The 14,616-nt window shown below is 65.7% G+C and carries 12 protein-coding genes; 3 read left to right on the plus strand and 9 right to left on the minus strand.

The window, feature by feature from the left end:
- Window positions 1-15: 15 nt before the first annotated feature.
- Both HAP54_RS02925 and HAP54_RS02930 read right to left on the minus strand, forming a co-directional pair.
- A complete protein-coding gene (locus HAP54_RS02925; RefSeq protein ID WP_166298695.1) occupies window positions 16-1,803 on the minus strand; it encodes a tetratricopeptide repeat protein in 1,788 nt (595 codons plus the stop codon).
- A gap of 432 nt (window positions 1,804-2,235) precedes the next feature.
- On the minus strand, window positions 2,236-3,894 hold the full coding sequence (locus HAP54_RS02930; protein WP_166298696.1) for an electron transfer flavoprotein-ubiquinone oxidoreductase: 1,659 nt from the start codon (window positions 3,892-3,894) through the stop codon (window positions 2,236-2,238).
- Between the two features lie 192 nt (window positions 3,895-4,086).
- Between HAP54_RS02930 and HAP54_RS02935 the strand changes: the two genes are divergently transcribed.
- Window positions 4,087-4,914, plus strand: coding sequence for a uracil-DNA glycosylase (locus tag HAP54_RS02935; protein ID WP_166307339.1), 828 nt, complete (start codon window positions 4,087-4,089; stop codon window positions 4,912-4,914).
- Between the two features lie 118 nt (window positions 4,915-5,032).
- On the opposite strand, the gene HAP54_RS02940 is transcribed toward HAP54_RS02935, so the two are convergent.
- The 5 genes from HAP54_RS02940 to HAP54_RS02960 all read right to left on the minus strand — a co-directional run bounded on the left by HAP54_RS02940 (window position 5,033) and on the right by HAP54_RS02960 (window position 10,901).
- Entirely contained in the window at window positions 5,033-6,535 is a 1,503-nt protein-coding gene (locus tag HAP54_RS02940; RefSeq protein WP_166298697.1) for a glycosyltransferase family 39 protein, read from the minus strand.
- Window positions 6,536-6,791: 256 nt separating this feature from the next.
- Window positions 6,792-7,547 (minus strand): ribonuclease HII, encoded by a 756-nt coding sequence (locus HAP54_RS02945; RefSeq protein WP_166298698.1) that lies wholly within the window; start codon window positions 7,545-7,547, stop codon window positions 6,792-6,794.
- Between the two features lie 78 nt (window positions 7,548-7,625).
- Window positions 7,626-8,081: a VOC family protein gene (locus tag HAP54_RS02950; protein WP_166298699.1), complete on the minus strand. Its 456-nt coding sequence runs from the start codon at window positions 8,079-8,081 to the stop codon at window positions 7,626-7,628.
- A gap of 452 nt (window positions 8,082-8,533) precedes the next feature.
- Window positions 8,534-9,568, minus strand: coding sequence for an IS110 family transposase (locus HAP54_RS02955; RefSeq protein WP_166294930.1), 1,035 nt, complete (start codon window positions 9,566-9,568; stop codon window positions 8,534-8,536).
- Between the two features lie 166 nt (window positions 9,569-9,734).
- Window positions 9,735-10,901, minus strand: a complete 1,167-nt coding sequence (locus HAP54_RS02960; RefSeq protein ID WP_166298700.1) for a PA0069 family radical SAM protein — start codon at window positions 10,899-10,901, stop codon at window positions 9,735-9,737.
- Between the two features lie 163 nt (window positions 10,902-11,064).
- Between HAP54_RS02960 and HAP54_RS02965 the strand changes: the two genes are divergently transcribed.
- Together HAP54_RS02965 and HAP54_RS02970 are read left to right on the plus strand one after the other, a co-directional pair.
- Window positions 11,065-11,634, plus strand: a complete 570-nt coding sequence (locus HAP54_RS02965) for a glycosyl transferase (protein WP_166298701.1) — start codon at window positions 11,065-11,067, stop codon at window positions 11,632-11,634.
- A gap of 93 nt (window positions 11,635-11,727) precedes the next feature.
- Window positions 11,728-12,669 carry a bifunctional helix-turn-helix transcriptional regulator/GNAT family N-acetyltransferase gene (locus HAP54_RS02970; protein WP_166298702.1) on the plus strand — a complete coding sequence of 314 codons (942 nt, stop codon included), beginning with the start codon at window positions 11,728-11,730 and terminating at the stop codon, window positions 12,667-12,669.
- A 106-nt stretch (window positions 12,670-12,775) separates the two neighbouring features.
- On the opposite strand, the gene moaB is transcribed toward HAP54_RS02970, so the two are convergent.
- Window positions 12,776-13,339, minus strand: coding sequence for a molybdenum cofactor biosynthesis protein B (gene moaB / locus HAP54_RS02975; RefSeq protein WP_166298703.1), 564 nt, complete (start codon window positions 13,337-13,339; stop codon window positions 12,776-12,778).
- Window positions 13,340-13,483: 144 nt separating this feature from the next.
- Window positions 13,484-14,416: a KPN_02809 family neutral zinc metallopeptidase gene (gene ypfJ, locus HAP54_RS02980; RefSeq protein ID WP_166298704.1), complete on the minus strand. Its 933-nt coding sequence runs from the start codon at window positions 14,414-14,416 to the stop codon at window positions 13,484-13,486.
- Window positions 14,417-14,616: the final 200 nt, after the last annotated feature.

Genomic DNA, 14,616 nt, shown 5'->3' on the forward strand with positions numbered 1-14,616 from the left:
GGCGGTTATACCGGCCTAGCCGCCCTTGCCGTCGTCGTCCTTCTTCTTGTCGGCGGAGGCGGCGGAGGAGTTGGCATCGTCCGGCAGGCCGTTGTCGATCTTGGCCTGGATCTTCGGCAGCTCGTCCGGCTCGGGCTTGAGGTCGCGCGCATGCGCCCACTGGAACTTGGCTTCCAGCGTGCGGCCGACGCGCCAATAGGCGTCGCCGAGATGGTCGTTGATGGTCGGATCTTCCGGCTTCAGATCGATCGCGCGCTCGAGGTTCTTCACCGCCTCCTCGAAATTGCCGATCCGGTAATAGGCCCAGCCGAGAGAATCGACGATATAGCCGTCGTCAGGGCGCTGATCGACGGCACGCTTGATCATCTTCATGCCTTCGTCGAGGTTGATGCCCTGGTCGATCCAGGAATAGCCGAGATAGTTCAGCACATGCGGCTGCTCGGGCTGCAGCTCGAGCGCCTTGCGCATGTCGGCCTCGGCCTTGTTCCACTGCTTGGAACGCTCCTCGCAGATGCCGCGGTAGTAATAGGTGACCCAGGCGTTCTTGTCGCCGCCGGCGGGCAGCGCGTCGATCGCCTGCGAATAGGTGGTGGCGCAGTCGCCGAACTTCTTGCGGCCGCGCTCGATATTGCCGAGCGCCAGGATCGCCTCGATGTCCTTCGGCTGCTCGGTGGTGACTTCCTTCAGGATCTTGATCGCCTCGTCGCTGCGGTCGGCGGCGTCGAGATTGGTCGCGAGCTGGATCTGGGCGTTGCGCTTCAGCGGCGACGACGCCGGCATCCGCTCATAGACCTTGATCGCCATCTGCGGCTTCTTCACCGATTCATAGAGATCGGCAAGCGACAGCAGCGCCAGCGGATGGTTCGGCTGCAGATAGAGCGCGAGCTGCAGATAGACCAGCGCGAGGTCCTCGCCGCCGCGGCGGGTCAGCGTGGCGCCGATGCCGTACAGCGCTTCGGCGGCGCCGGCCTGCGGTGAATCGACCAGCGGCGGCAGCTTCTTGCCGGCCTTGGTCTCCTTGATGCCTTCCAGCACCAGCGGATGGCGCGGCAGCTTCTTGTCGAAGGCCTCGTACATCGCAGTCGCAGCGGCCGCATCCTTGTTGCGCGAGGTCCAGCGCGCATATTCGTCGACCGTGCGCAGCATCGAATCGTCGAGCTTGTAGACGCGCTCGAAGCGGGCGCCGGCATCCTTGTCCTTGCCGGCGAGCTCGTAGATCATACCGGCATGCAGGTCCTTGAAGATCGGATACCATTCGGGGCCGGTCAGCTTGTCGATCGAGGCGACCGCACCCTTGCTGTCGCCGGCGCCTTGGGCGGCCCAGGCCGACAGCAGCGTTGCGACCAGGTCGGTTATCGGGCCGCGGACCGACTGGTTAATGTTGGACTGCGCGGCGGCGTATTTCTTCTGCTTGAGGTCGCGCACGCCGACCACGAGGCGGGCGACGCGGTTGGCCTTGTCCTGGGTCAGGATGCGGTCGGCGAGCTTGACCGCCTCCTCGATGTCGCCGTCGGCGAGCGAGGAGATGAAGGCGCGGTCGAGCAGCTCGGAGTTCTTCGGATCGGTGCGCAGCGCCGAGCGGTAGAACGCCGCGGCCGAGGTCGCATCGCGTTCGACGCTGGCGTGGCGAGCCGCCAGATAGCTGCCGGCGGTGGTCAGCGATTTCAGGTCGGTCTTGCTCGGGAATTGCGCGGTATTGTCGGTCGGATGGTCCGGCGTTTGCGCCGACAGCTGCGCAGGAACGGCAAGCGCCGCCGCAGCAAGAAGGGCAATCGTCAGGCGGTTGAAACGGGTGGACAGCATCACGGTCGCCTTGCTCCAGGGGTTTAAGGCCACGAAGGATTTACGGCCAAGATCCTCGCGACAAGATCTTGCGATCAGTCTCAAAATGCGAACCCAAGCGGCGGCATCACGGCGAGCGGACAATGCCGCTTTTGGCGCTCTACCGCAAGGATAGCCCATGACGAATCAATTGGCAGATTAGGCCTTTACGCCCGCCGATCCAGCCAGCACCACCGCAAAAGCCTCCCACTATGGCGGTATCGTGACCGGGCCGGGCACATTCGCGTGCAGACGCAAAAAGCCGCGGGTCCGGACGCCGCAGGCCCCCGTTTCGCGGCTCTCGCCGGAGCTGACGATGCAATCCGGCCGCCCCCACCACAGGACAGGCTAGGCGCAGGTTGAGGCGACCTCACGCAAATGTGGCCGGCCGTCTCCCCCTGCGTCGCCTCGTAGTTACATGGCTTCGTAGTTCGGACCGCCGCCGCCCTCCGGAGGAACCCAGGTGATGTTGCCGTTGGGGTCCTTCACGTCGCAGGTTTTGCAGTGGACGCAGTTCTGGGCGTTGATCTGGTAGCGCGGTGTGGCGCCCTCCTCGACCCATTCATAGACGCCGGCCGGGCAATAGCGGTTGGAGGGACCGGCGAACACATCGTGCTCCGACGTCTTTTGCAGGTTCATGTCGGCGACCCTGAGATGGACCGGCTGGTCCTCCTCATGGTTGGTGTTGGACCGGAACACCGAGGACAGCTTGTCGAACGAGATCTTGCCGTCCGGCTTCGGATAGGCGATCGGCTGGTGCTGCTTGGACGGATCGAGCGTCTTGCGGTCCGGCTTGGCGTGCGATTGGGTGCCGAACAGCGAGAAGCCGAGCGTATTGCACCACATGTCAAAGCCGGACAGCACCATTCCGAGCATATTGCCGAACTTCGACAACAGCGGCTTGGCGTTGCGGACCTTGAACAGGTCCTTGCCGATCGCAGACGAACGCCAGGCATTCTCGTAGTCGACGAGTTCGTCATTGGCGCGTCCGGCGCCGAGCGCGGCCGCGACGTGCTCGGCGGCAAGCATGCCGGAGCCCATCGCATTGTGGACGCCCTTGATGCGCGGGACGTTGACGAAGCCTGCCGCGCAGCCGATCAGCGCGCCGCCCGGGAAAGACAGCCGCGGCACCGACTGATAGCCGCCCTCGGTGATGGCGCGTGCACCATAGGCCAGCCGCTTGCCGCCCTCGAACAGCTCGCGGACATCAGGATGAGTCTTGAAGCGCTGGAATTCGTCGAACGGCGACAGATACGGGTCGGTGTAGTTCAGATGCACGACGAAGCCGACCGCGACGCGGTTGTCGTCGTAGTGATAGAGGAACGAGCCGCCGCCGGTCTTGTCGTTCAGCGGCCATCCCAGCGTATGCTGAACGCGTCCCTTGCGGTGCTTCGCCGGATCGATCTGCCAGACCTCCTTCAGCCCGATGCCGAATTTCGGCGGCTCACTGTTGGCGTCGAGCTTGAACTTCGCGATCAGCTGCTTCGACAACGAGCCACGCGCGCCTTCGGCGAACAGCGTGTACTTGCCGAGCAGCTCCATGCCGCGGGTGTAGGAATCCTTGTGGCTGCCGTCCCTGGCGATGCCCATGTCGCCGGTCGCGATGCCCCGCACCGCGCCCTTGTCGTCATAGAGCACCTCAGTGGCGGCAAAGCCCGGATAGATCTCGACGCCGAGCGCTTCCGCCTTCGGCGCCAGCCAGCGGCAGACATTGCCGAGCGAGCCGATGTAGCAGTGATGATTGTACATCAACGGCGGCATGATGAAATTCGGCAGGCGGAACCAGCCCTGCGACGTCGTCCAGTAGAAGCGGTCTTCCTTGACCTGCGTCTTCAGCGGACAGTCGGCGTCATCGCGCCAGTCCGGCACGAGCTTGTCGAGCGACACCGGATCGATCACCGCACCGGACAGGATGTGCGCGCCGACCTCGGAGCCCTTCTCCACCACGACGATCGAGAGCTCCGGATTGAGCTGCTTCAGCCGGATCGCGGCCGACAGGCCCGAGGGGCCGGCGCCGACGATGACGACATCGAATTCCATAGACTCGCGCGGAGGAAGGTCTTCAGCACTCATGATCCTGGTCTCAGCCCATTGAGAACGCTTCTAAGCTTTTCAAAAGTCGTTGTTTCCGATTTTTGACCGAAGAACAACCATGGAATCGCACTTCCATGGGTTTGCACGGCCCCGATACCGCAGAGAATAATCTTTTCCAAAAACCGGCCTCCACTTTTCCCGATCATGCTCTAGATTGCAGCCATCATGGCCCTGACGCCCGAGCCCGCCCCTACACTGCAGCAATTGCTTGCCTTTTACCTCGAGGCCGGGGTCGATTGCGCGCTTGGCGACGCGCCGATCAACCGGCTGGAGGAGCCCGAGCCAGTTCCCGCGCCCGCCGCGCCGCGGCCGCTTGCTGCGCTCAATCCGCTACGTCCCCCGCCGCTGGCGATGCCTTCAGTTCCGCGCAGCGAAATCACCGTCGCGCCGGACGCCGCGATTGCATCGGCGCGCGAGGCCGCGCGCACCGCGCCGACGCTGGAAGCCTTGCGCGCGCTGATGGAGACATTCGACGGCTGCGCGCTGAAACACACCGCGACCCGGCTGGTGTTTGCCGACGGCAATCCGGAGGCACGGGTGATGTTCGTCGGCGAGGCACCGGGCCGCGACGAGGACATCGAGGGCCTGCCGTTCGTCGGCCGCTCGGGAAAACTGCTCGACCGCATGATCGCGGCGATCGGGCTCGATCGCAGCAAGGCCTATATCGCCAACGTCATTCCGTGGCGGCCGCCGGGCAACCGCACGCCGACGCCGCAGGAGACCCAGGTGTGCCTGCCCTTCATCCAGCGCCATATCGAGCTGGTGAATCCGGACGTGCTGGTGACGCTCGGCAATCCCTCGACCCAGGCGCTGCTCGGCACGCGCGAGGGCATCATGCGCACGCGCGGCAAATGGATCGACTACGACACCGGCACCCGCACGATCCGCGCCGTCGCTACGTTCCATCCGGCCTATCTGCTGCGCTCGCCGTCCTACAAAAGGCTGTCCTGGCAGGATTTGCGCGCGATCGCGAAGGTGTTGCAGCCAGCGACGGCGTAGCGGCTTCGCAGCTTCGTAGCTTCGTAGGATGGGTAGAGCGAAGCCAAACCCATCGCTTCTCCCGCCGCGGAGAGAATGGTGGGCTTCGCTTCGCTCTACCCACCTTACAGATCTCACACTACTTCGGCCGCACGATCGCCCAGCCGATCCGCAGCACCGGCTGCCGCCCATTGACCAGCCGGTCGAACGAGCGCGGCACTTCCGGCACCAGGCCGGGAAAGCGCTGCGCGAGTTCGGGCGGCGGCGTGCCGGCGGTGTCCTGCGCGCGCCAGACCACGACGCCGCCGGTCTCGTTGAACTTCGGGATCGACAGCCACGGCGTCCGCTGCGGCGCGGCGTCAAGCAGTAGATGCGGACGGCGGCCGTTCATCGCAACCAGGCTGGCGATTTCAGGGTCGCCGGCCACCGCGCGCAGGCGCTGGTTGGTGCGGCGCTCATAGCTGTCGTCGAAGAAGCGGCCCATCGCGGCTGCCGGCAGCGAGGTCGGCACCTCGGTGGTGCTGGTCCAGGGCAGGAACAGCGCCGCCGCCAGCGCCACGGCCGCCGGCGCGGCGACCGCGAACGCCCAGACCGAGCGCAACAGCCGTTGCCGCCGGAGCGGAATCAGATCACCGGTCGCAACGACGACGGCGAGCCCCGACATCAGCAGCGCGACGCCGGCGCCGCCGAAGGCGCGATCGAGATCGAACAGGCCGGAGACGAAGCTGCCCGCAATCGCCGGCGCGAACGCGAAGAAATAGACGAACTGCTCCGCCAGCGGACTGACCGACGGACGATAGATGATCGGCGCGTCCTCGGCCTCGCGGGCGAACCAGCGCGAATTGAGGATCGCCAGCAGTGCGATTGCGGCGGTCGCCACGATCAGCCCGCCGAGCACGACGCCCCAGTGCAGCGCGCGCGCCTTGACATCGGCGAGCGCGGGCAAGGCCGGCAGCGCCAGCACGTCGGCGCGGATCAGCCAGATCAGATAAGGCAGCGCCAGCACGATGATGACCAGCACCGCATAGAGCGGATCGACCGCCTTGAGCGTGCGCCGCCCGCGCTCGGTTGCAAGGGCGAAGCCGATCACGAGCAGGATCATGCCGAGGGCCGCCGGCGTCGTCAGCAGCAACAGGCCGCAATCGATCGACCAGGCGAACCAGGCGGCACGCCGGTTCTGGCCGATCAGCTGCCAGGAGTGCAGCAGCAGCAGCGCCCAGAGCGGACGCGCCAGGATCAGCGGGCCGAACTCGACGCTCGGCGAGGAGAACACCACGACCGTCATCGACAGCAGCACCGCCAGCACGCCCTGCGGGCCACCGACGATGGCACGCGCCAGCTGGTAGAACGCGATGAAGGTGGCGATCTCGCAGGCCTGCGCCAGGAGATAGACGCCGAACACATGATTGCCGGCGGCACGGAAGGCGATGTCGGCGAGCCAGAACGCCAGCGGCGGCCCCATGTCGGTGCCGACCTGATATTCGCGGCCGAAGGCGAGGATGGCGGCGAGATTGCCGGGCGGGCTGCCGTAGAAGATCAGCGGCAGCAACAGCCAGATCGCGGCCTGCACCAGCACCACCACCCAGACCACGAGGCGCGGCCGGGCGCGAATCAGTTCGACAACCAGGGAGGTAAACCGCATGAAACGCCTGAAATGCCCCAGCCACCCGTCAGCGGCGCCATCTGATCCCGGTGGTTTTGATAACGGGCGGCGGCGGTGGAGGCAACCGGCGTTGGTGGGCCAGCGCTGCAAAGTCAAACTCAGGTGTCATGCCCCGCGAAGGCGGGGCATCCAGTACGCCGCGGCGGTTGGGCTCAAGCACAGCTGCCTCTGGAATACTGGATCGCCCGGTCGAGCCGGGCGATGACAGCGTTGGGTGGGTTGGCGCAGTCGCGCGCTAAGCAGCAGCTGACGCGGCTTCGCTTGTCGCGTCCACTGTGAACAGGTCGGGCTCGGCCGGGACCGGAAAATGCTTCAGCCGCGCGGCGACGACGGGGGCGAAGAAGCTGCGGTGATGGGTGGTGGGCCCGAGCCGGTCCAGCGCCTCGAGGTGCTCGGGCACGCCATAGCCCTTGTGCTGCTCGAACCCGTAGCCGGGGCAGTCCAGCGCCAGCGCACACATCAGGCGGTCGCGCGTCACCTTGGCGATGATCGAGGCCGCCGCGATCGAGGCCACGATGCCGTCGCCGCCGATCACGGCGTCGCACTCGCAGGGCGTGGCGAGCTTGTCGCGACCGTCGACGAAGACGTGTTTTGGCATTTCCGGCAGCGCATGCACCGCGCGCGCCAGCGCCCACAGCGAGGCGCGCAGGATGTTGTCGCGGTCGATTCGCGCCGGCGACGCCACCGCGACTGAGAACGCGGCGGTGGCGCAAATCTCCTCGAACAGTTCCTCGCGCCGCTCGGCGGTCAGCCGCTTCGAATCGTCGAGGCCTTTTGGAACGCGATCGGGGTCCAACACCACGGCGGCGGCGACGACGGGACCTGCCAGCGGACCGCGCCCGGCCTCGTCGCAGCCGGCGACCGGCCAGACACCGCGCTTGATCAGCGTCCGCTCGCGCCGGAAGCTCGGCCGCGTCACGATGCGCTTCTCCGGCTTGGCTGACTTGGCCGGCGCCTTCTTCGACGTGCTCTTGGATTTGTCCCGAATCATGCGGGGATGGTGATCAAGCCAGCCCCGCGGCGCAACCGGGAACCTGGCGCCCTTCCCCGCAATTCAATCCGACCGGCTTTAGTCGGGAATCGACACGCGCCTGTTATCGAGCACCTCAAACCCCGGCGCGCGCACCACTTCCCAGGCATGGCCGTCGGGATCGGCGAAATAGCCGCAGTAGCCGCCATAGCTGGTGGGCTGCGCGGGGTTCAGCAATTTGCCGCCCTTCGACAGCGCGAACGCCATCACACAATCGACCTCGGCATCGTCGTTGCAGTTCCAGGCGATCGCAACGCCGCGGAACGCTGAAGGCCGCGGCTGATCGGGCAGCCCGGCATCGGCGGCGAGCAGATGCCACGGGAACAGCCCGAGCACAGTGCCGCCGGTGTCGAAGAAGGCGACCTCCTCGCCGGTCACGCGCATCTTCCTGGTGAAGCCGAGCGATTCATAGAAGGCGATGCTGGCGCGCATGTCGCTGACGCCAAGCGTGAGGACGGTGAAGCGTGGGGTCGGGGCGGCGGGCGCGTTACTCATGTTTACCTTTCCCGTCATTGCGAGGAGCGAAGCGACGAAGCAATCCATCGCTCCGCATATGCAGAAAGATGGATTGCTTCGCTTCGCTCGCAATGACGCCCTTGGTTACTTCTTCGTAGCCCGGATGGAGCGTAGCGCAATCTGGTAAAGTTTGGCCGCGGACGAAGCGTCCCGGATTGCGCTGCGCTTCATCCGGGCTTCTGTAACGGGCCTTTGTAAGTCAATCCCTTTTTGCGTGATCCACTCGCCGGGCACTTGCTTCTGTACGGGATCGGCGCGAAGGCCGTCGCCTGATGGGGTGCATTGAGGAGCCGGCCGGCCAATCTACGGAAGCGTGGTTGTGAGCCACTTCCCGGATGGCGGCCTGACCGGATCCATCGTCCCGGCGCAGGGACCTCGCTCAGGGAGAGCCTGGTGTCGTGGCCCGCCCAGAACCGATTGCTGCTCCTTGCTTAGGTTGCCGAGGCCTTGGCCATCGGGTTGAACGGTTTGGCGTCGGCGAGCATGCGATGCAGAACGACGGCGAGCTTGCGTGCGAGCGCCACCTTGGCCTTGCGCAGGCCTGCGCGCCGGGCGATCCGCATCGCCCAGCCTTTCAGCGCCGAGCAGTTCCTGACCGGCTTGGTCAGCATGACGTGAGCCGCTTGATAGAGCGCCTCGCGCACGGAGGCATCGCCGATCTTGCTGATGCGGCCGGTATAGTCGGTTTCGCCCGATTGGTACTTCTTCGGGGTGAGGCCAAAATGCGCTCCCGTCGCCTTCGAGGACCGGAAGCGCTTCGGGTCGTCGACCGCCGAGGCGTAGGTAAGCGCCACGATCGGGCCGACGGACGGTGTCGTCATCAGGAGGCGGGCTTGAGGGTGCGACCTGGCGAGCTTTTGGGTGTGCTTATCCAGGCCATTGAACTCGCGCCGCAGCACGGCGTGGGCTTCGAGCAGCGCCTGTGCCACGATCTCAAGTCCGGGATGGCCCGCTACGAGCTCCCGGATGCGTTCGGCGAACGTGCGCTCGGTGGTCGTGCCGACCTTCAGACCGAAGCCGCGGAGCACGCCGCGCAGGCTGTTCTCGATGTCGCGCAGCTTGGACTGCAGCAGCTTGCGTGCCGTCAGAACCGCCCGCGTCTCTTGCGCTTCGATCGACTTGCAGTGCACCGGCCGGAACCAGCCCAGCCGCATCAGTTGCGCGATCCCGCGGGCATCGTTGCGGTCCGACTTCACCGGCATCGCCTTGAAGGCATCGCGGACGTGCCGCGTCTCCAACAGTTCGACTGCCAGGCCCGCATCCCGCATCGCTGCGTAGAGCCATTGCGACAGCGGACCAGCCTCCAGCCCGATCCGTTCCAGCACCAACCCCAGCGACCGCAACCAGGTGATCAAGGCCTCCGGCTCACTCGCAACCCTCGCCTCGCGCAAAATCTTACCTGTCCCATCGACAAGGCAGACGCTCGAGCATTCCAAAGACACGTCGATTCCTGCATAGTGGTACATGGTCGTCCCTTAATGATGCTTGGAGCGGGCTTGCCCGACTCCGTTTATTGACACCATCAGTTTGAGGGACGACCGCCTTCCAACCAACAGGCCGCTCGCGAGCGCGCTTCCAAATCGCGCCGTAGCGAGCGGCCGGCCGGCCCGTTACCCCATCTACGGACCTCATCTAGAACAAGCTCAACTGCTCGCCGCTACGCTTCGGCTTGGCAAAATGATCGGTGGTCAGCTTGGTGCGCCGCTTGTTGAGGCCGAGCTTTTCGCAGGCGATCTCAAAGCGGCGGCCGATCATCCAGGCCATCGGGCCGGTGCCCTTCATCCGCGTGCCCCATTGCGAGTCGTAATCGCGACCGCCGCGCATGTCGCGGATCAACGTGAAGACGTGGCGGTAGCGGTCGGGATAGTTCGCCATCAGCCATTCGCGGAACAGATCGCGGACCTCGAGCGGCAGCCGCAGCAGCACGTAGCTCGCCTCCCTAGCACCGGCATGCACGGCGGCATCGAGGATGCGCTCGATCTCGGAATCGTTCAGCGCCGGGATCACGGGCGCGACCATCACCGTGGTCGGAATGCCGGCGTCAGCGAGCCGCTTGATCGCCTCGAGCCGCTTCGGCGGCGTCGATGCCCGGGGCTCCATGGTGCGGGCGAGTTTCGGGTCGAGCGTCGTCACCGACAGCGCGACCTTGGCGAGATTGCGCTTGGCCATCCGCGCCAGAATATCGATGTCGCGGGTCACCAGCGCCGACTTGGTCACGATGCCGACCGGATGGCCGGCGCGTTCCAGCACCTCGAGAATGCCGCGCATGATTTTCCGCTCGCGCTCGATCGGCTGGTACGGATCGGTGTTGGTGCCGATCGCGATCATCCGCGCCTCGTAGTCGGGCGCCGCGAGCTCCTTCTCGAGCAGCGCGGGCGCGTCCGGCTTGGCGAACAGCTTGGATTCGAAGTCCAGCCCCGGCGAGAGGCCGAGATAGGCGTGGGTCGGCCGCGCGAAGCAATAGACACAACCATGCTCGCAGCCGCGATAGGGATTGATCGAGCGGTCGAAGCCGATGTCGGGCGAGTCGTTGCGGGTGATCACCTTGCGCGAGGTGTCGAGCGCCACGCTGGTCTGGAACGGCGGCAGGTCGTCGAGGCTCTGCCAGCCGTCGTCGAAGGCTGTCCGCGCCTCGGCCTCGTAGCGACCGCTCGCATTGGACTGTGCGCCGCGGCCGCGCCGCCGCTCGCGCTCGATCGCGACCGCAAGCTCGGGAAAAGGGGTGGGTGCACCCGCCGGGTTATCGGAGGGCGCCGTTACCGGCGGGTGCTTGAGGGCATGAGAGGATGCTCGGCTCATGCTCTGAAGCTAACACAACCTGAGAACAAATCAAGAACATCACTTGAGAAAATCCACAAACTGATGGCGCAAAATTCTGCAGGCGAAAAGGCTGCTTTGAATATGACAAGGTGATAACACGGCCGGAGTTTTTCAACCGCTTGGGCCACCGAAGCCTCAAATCATGCTGAGCGTGATCATTCCAACCGACGGCGTCGAGCGCACCGCGGTCGCGACATTGGCGGCGCTGGTGCCCGGCGCAGCCGCCGGCGTCATCCGCGAGGTGCTGCTGGTCGACCGGACCAACAGCGATGTGATGGAGCGGGTTGCCGACATTGCGGGCTGCGGTTTCCTGCGGTTTGAAGGCACGCGCGCCGCGGCACTTGCCGCCGGTGCAAAGCAGGCGCGCTCGCCGTGGCTGATGTTCCTGCATCCGGGCGCGGTGCTCGACGCCGGCTGGATCGAGGAAACCACCCAATTCATCCAGATGGTGGCGGCAAGCGGCAAGGACCGCGCCGGCATCTTCCGCTACGCCCGCGCGCCCTACACCGACCCCGGCCTGCGCGACGGCATCAAATTCGTCGCCCGGATGATCGCCGGCCCTTCGGCCGAACAGGGCCTTCTGATCGCGCGCGACCATTACGAGCGGATCGGCGGCTACCGGCCCGACGCCCGGCGCTCCGAGGCACGGTTGCTGCGCCGGCTCGGCCGCTCCTCCCGCACCATGCTGCGCAGCCGGATCATGGTGGCGTAGGGTTTCCGACCCGCGGTGAGCTTCGAGATGCCCTGAAACCGGCCGTGCAAATCGGCCTTGCCATTTATTTGATTCCATCAAATAATATGTTTGATGAAATCAAATTCCCATGACACGACCCTCGAGAGCCAGGTCGCCGCGATCCGCGGCTTCAGCCGGTTCTACACCCGCAAGCTCGGCATCATCGAGCCGAAGCTGCTGCACTCCCCGTTCACGCTGCAGGAAGCGCGGATCATCTACGAGCTTGCGCATCGCGAGAACTGCACCGCGACCGATCTGGTGCGCGAGCTCGACCTCGATGCCGGCTTCGTCAGCCGCACGCTACAGGCGCTGCAGCGCCGCCAGATCGTGACGCGCAAGCCGTCGAAGGCCGACAAGCGCGTCAATGAGGTGGCGCTGACCGCCAAGGGCCGCACTGCTGCCGCGGATCTCGACCGCCGCTCGCGCAGCGAAGTCGGGGCGCTGTTGAAGCAGATGGACGGCGACCGCCGCGCCGCGGTGGTGCGCGCGATGGGCACGATCGAGCAATCGCTGGAGCCGCCGGCCGAAAAGCCGGCCGGCTTCCTGCTGCGCAGCCATCGCGTCGGCGACATCGGCTGGGTGATCTCGCGACAGGGGCGCGCCTACGCAGAGGAATATGGCTGGGACATCAGCTACGAGGCGTTGGTGGCCGAGATCTGCGCGCAGTTTCTGCGATCGTTCGATCCGACCTGCGAGCATTGCTGGATCGCGGAGGTCGACGGCGAGCCGGTCGGCTCGATCTTCCTGGTCAAGGGCGGCGACGGCCTCGCCAAGCTGCGGCTGCTGCTGGTGGAGGAGAAGGCGCGCGGGCTCGGCGTCGGCCGCGCGCTGGTCGAGCAATGCGCCCGCTCCGCACGCGAGATGGGCTACAAGAAGATGACGCTGTGGACCCAGAGCATCCTGCTCGCCGCGCGCGGCATCTACGCCCGCGCCGGCTTCCGCCGTGTCAAGGAAGAGAAGCACCACAGCTTTGGCGTCGACCTGGTCGGCGAGACCTGGGAGCTGGATTTGTGACCCGTCATTCCGGGGCATCGCGTCAGCGATGAACCCGGAATCTCGAAGATGCGGCGCGAGATTCCGGGTTCGCGCTTCGCGCGCCCCGGAATGACGAGGAGATTCGCTACGCGCTCGCCCCCTTCGCCTTCGGACGGCGCAGATGTTCGTCCAGCCGCGGCATGATCTCGACGAAATTGCAGGGCCGCGTGCGGTAGTCGAGCTGCGCGGCCAGAATGCCGTCCCAGCCGTCACGGCAGGCGCCCGGCGATCCGGGCAGGCAGAAGATGAAGGTCGCGCCTGCCACGCCGGCGGTGGCGCGGCTCTGGATCGTCGAGGCGCCGATCTTGGCGTGGCTCAGCATGTGGAAGGCGATCGAGAAGCCGTCCATCCGCTTCTCGAACAGCGGCTCGACCGCCTCCGGCGTCACGTCGCGGCCGGTGAAGCCGGTGCCGCCGGTGGTGATGACGGCATCGACGCCCGGATCCGCGATCCAGCGCCGGATCACGGCTCTGATTGCCTCGACATCGTCGGTGACGATCTCGCGTGCCGCAAGCTTGTGGCCGGCCGCGGTCAGACGATCGGCCAGCGTGGTGCCCGACTTGTCATCCGCCAGCGTGCGGCTGTCGGAAATCGTCAGCACCGCGATGTTGAGCGGGATGAATGATTTGGATTCGTCGATAGAGGACATGTCGATCACCTTCGTGTCCCGGACGCGGTGCAGCGCGTCAGCGCTGCTCCGCAGAGCCGGGACCCATCTTGCTTTGCGGCAGGCCCCGGAACAGCAGCGCAGCATTTGATGCTGCGCAGCATCCGGGGCACGAGAGCATCAAGGCTACCCCCCACCAAACGTGTTACACGCCTGCACGGTGCCCTGCTGGTAGCCGGTCATGAACCATTGCTTGCGCTGCGCGGCGGAGCCGTGGGTGAAGGAGTCAGGCACCACCCTGCCCGTCGCCTGCCGTTGCAGCGTGTCGTCGCCGATCGCATTCGCGGTGGTCAGCGCGGCGTCGATGTCGCCGGCTTCAAGGAAGCCCGGCCGCTTCTTCTCCTCGCGATTGACCCAGACGCCGGCGAGACAATCGGCCTGCAACTCGACCTTGACCTGCAACGCGTTGGCCTCGGCCTTGCTGCCGGCCTGCTGCTGCAGCCGGTTCACGCGCGGGATAATGCCGAGCAGGTTCTGGATGTGGTGGCCGGCCTCATGCGCGATGATATAGGCCGCGGTGAACTTGCAGGCGTTGCCCGAGCAGCCGCGGAAGCGGGTCTCGACCTCGCGGAAGAAGCCGGTGTCGAGGAAGATGGTCTTGTCCGGCGGGCAGTAGAACGGCCCCATCGCCGACTGCGCCATGCCGCAGCGGCCGCCATTGGTGGCGTTGCGGAACAGCACGATCTTCGGACCGGTGTAGGTCTGACCCGAGGCCTGGAAGATCTCGCTCCAGCGATCGTCGATTTCACCGAGGATGCCGGCGATCATGCTGCCCATCTCGTCGGTCGGCGCGCCGCGCTTGGTCTGCGCGCCGGACGACTGCCGGTCGGTCTGATAGGTCGGCGCCTGGCCGCCGCCGGTGAGAATCTCGGCGCCGCCGATCAGGATGCGCGGATCGATGCCGAAGGCGTAGCCGAGCAGCCCGAGCACGATGACAGTGCCGATGCCGAGCCCGCCGCCGCCCATTGGAATCCCGAAGCCGCCACCTCCGCCGCCTCCTCCGCTGTCGTCGCGACGGTCTTCGATGTCATCGCTGCGGCGGAAATCATCGTAGCGCATGGCGGTTTCCCTTTATCCAGTCGGCGCCCCAATGCGGGACACTCCAACCTAAAATTTCCATTCTGTTAATCAATATCCTGCCCGGCAAAAATTGCCTAGTCCAAGACGCGCATCGTTTGCAGTGCGAACGGCCGCAGGCAGCGGGCAATTTACCGGTCGAATCGTGCCGGTTTGATGATCCGCAAATTTTCGCAGAACGC

The sequence above is a fragment of the Bradyrhizobium sp. 2S1 genome (genome assembly GCF_011516625.5).
Lineage (GTDB): Bacteria > Pseudomonadota > Alphaproteobacteria > Rhizobiales > Xanthobacteraceae > Bradyrhizobium > Bradyrhizobium septentrionale.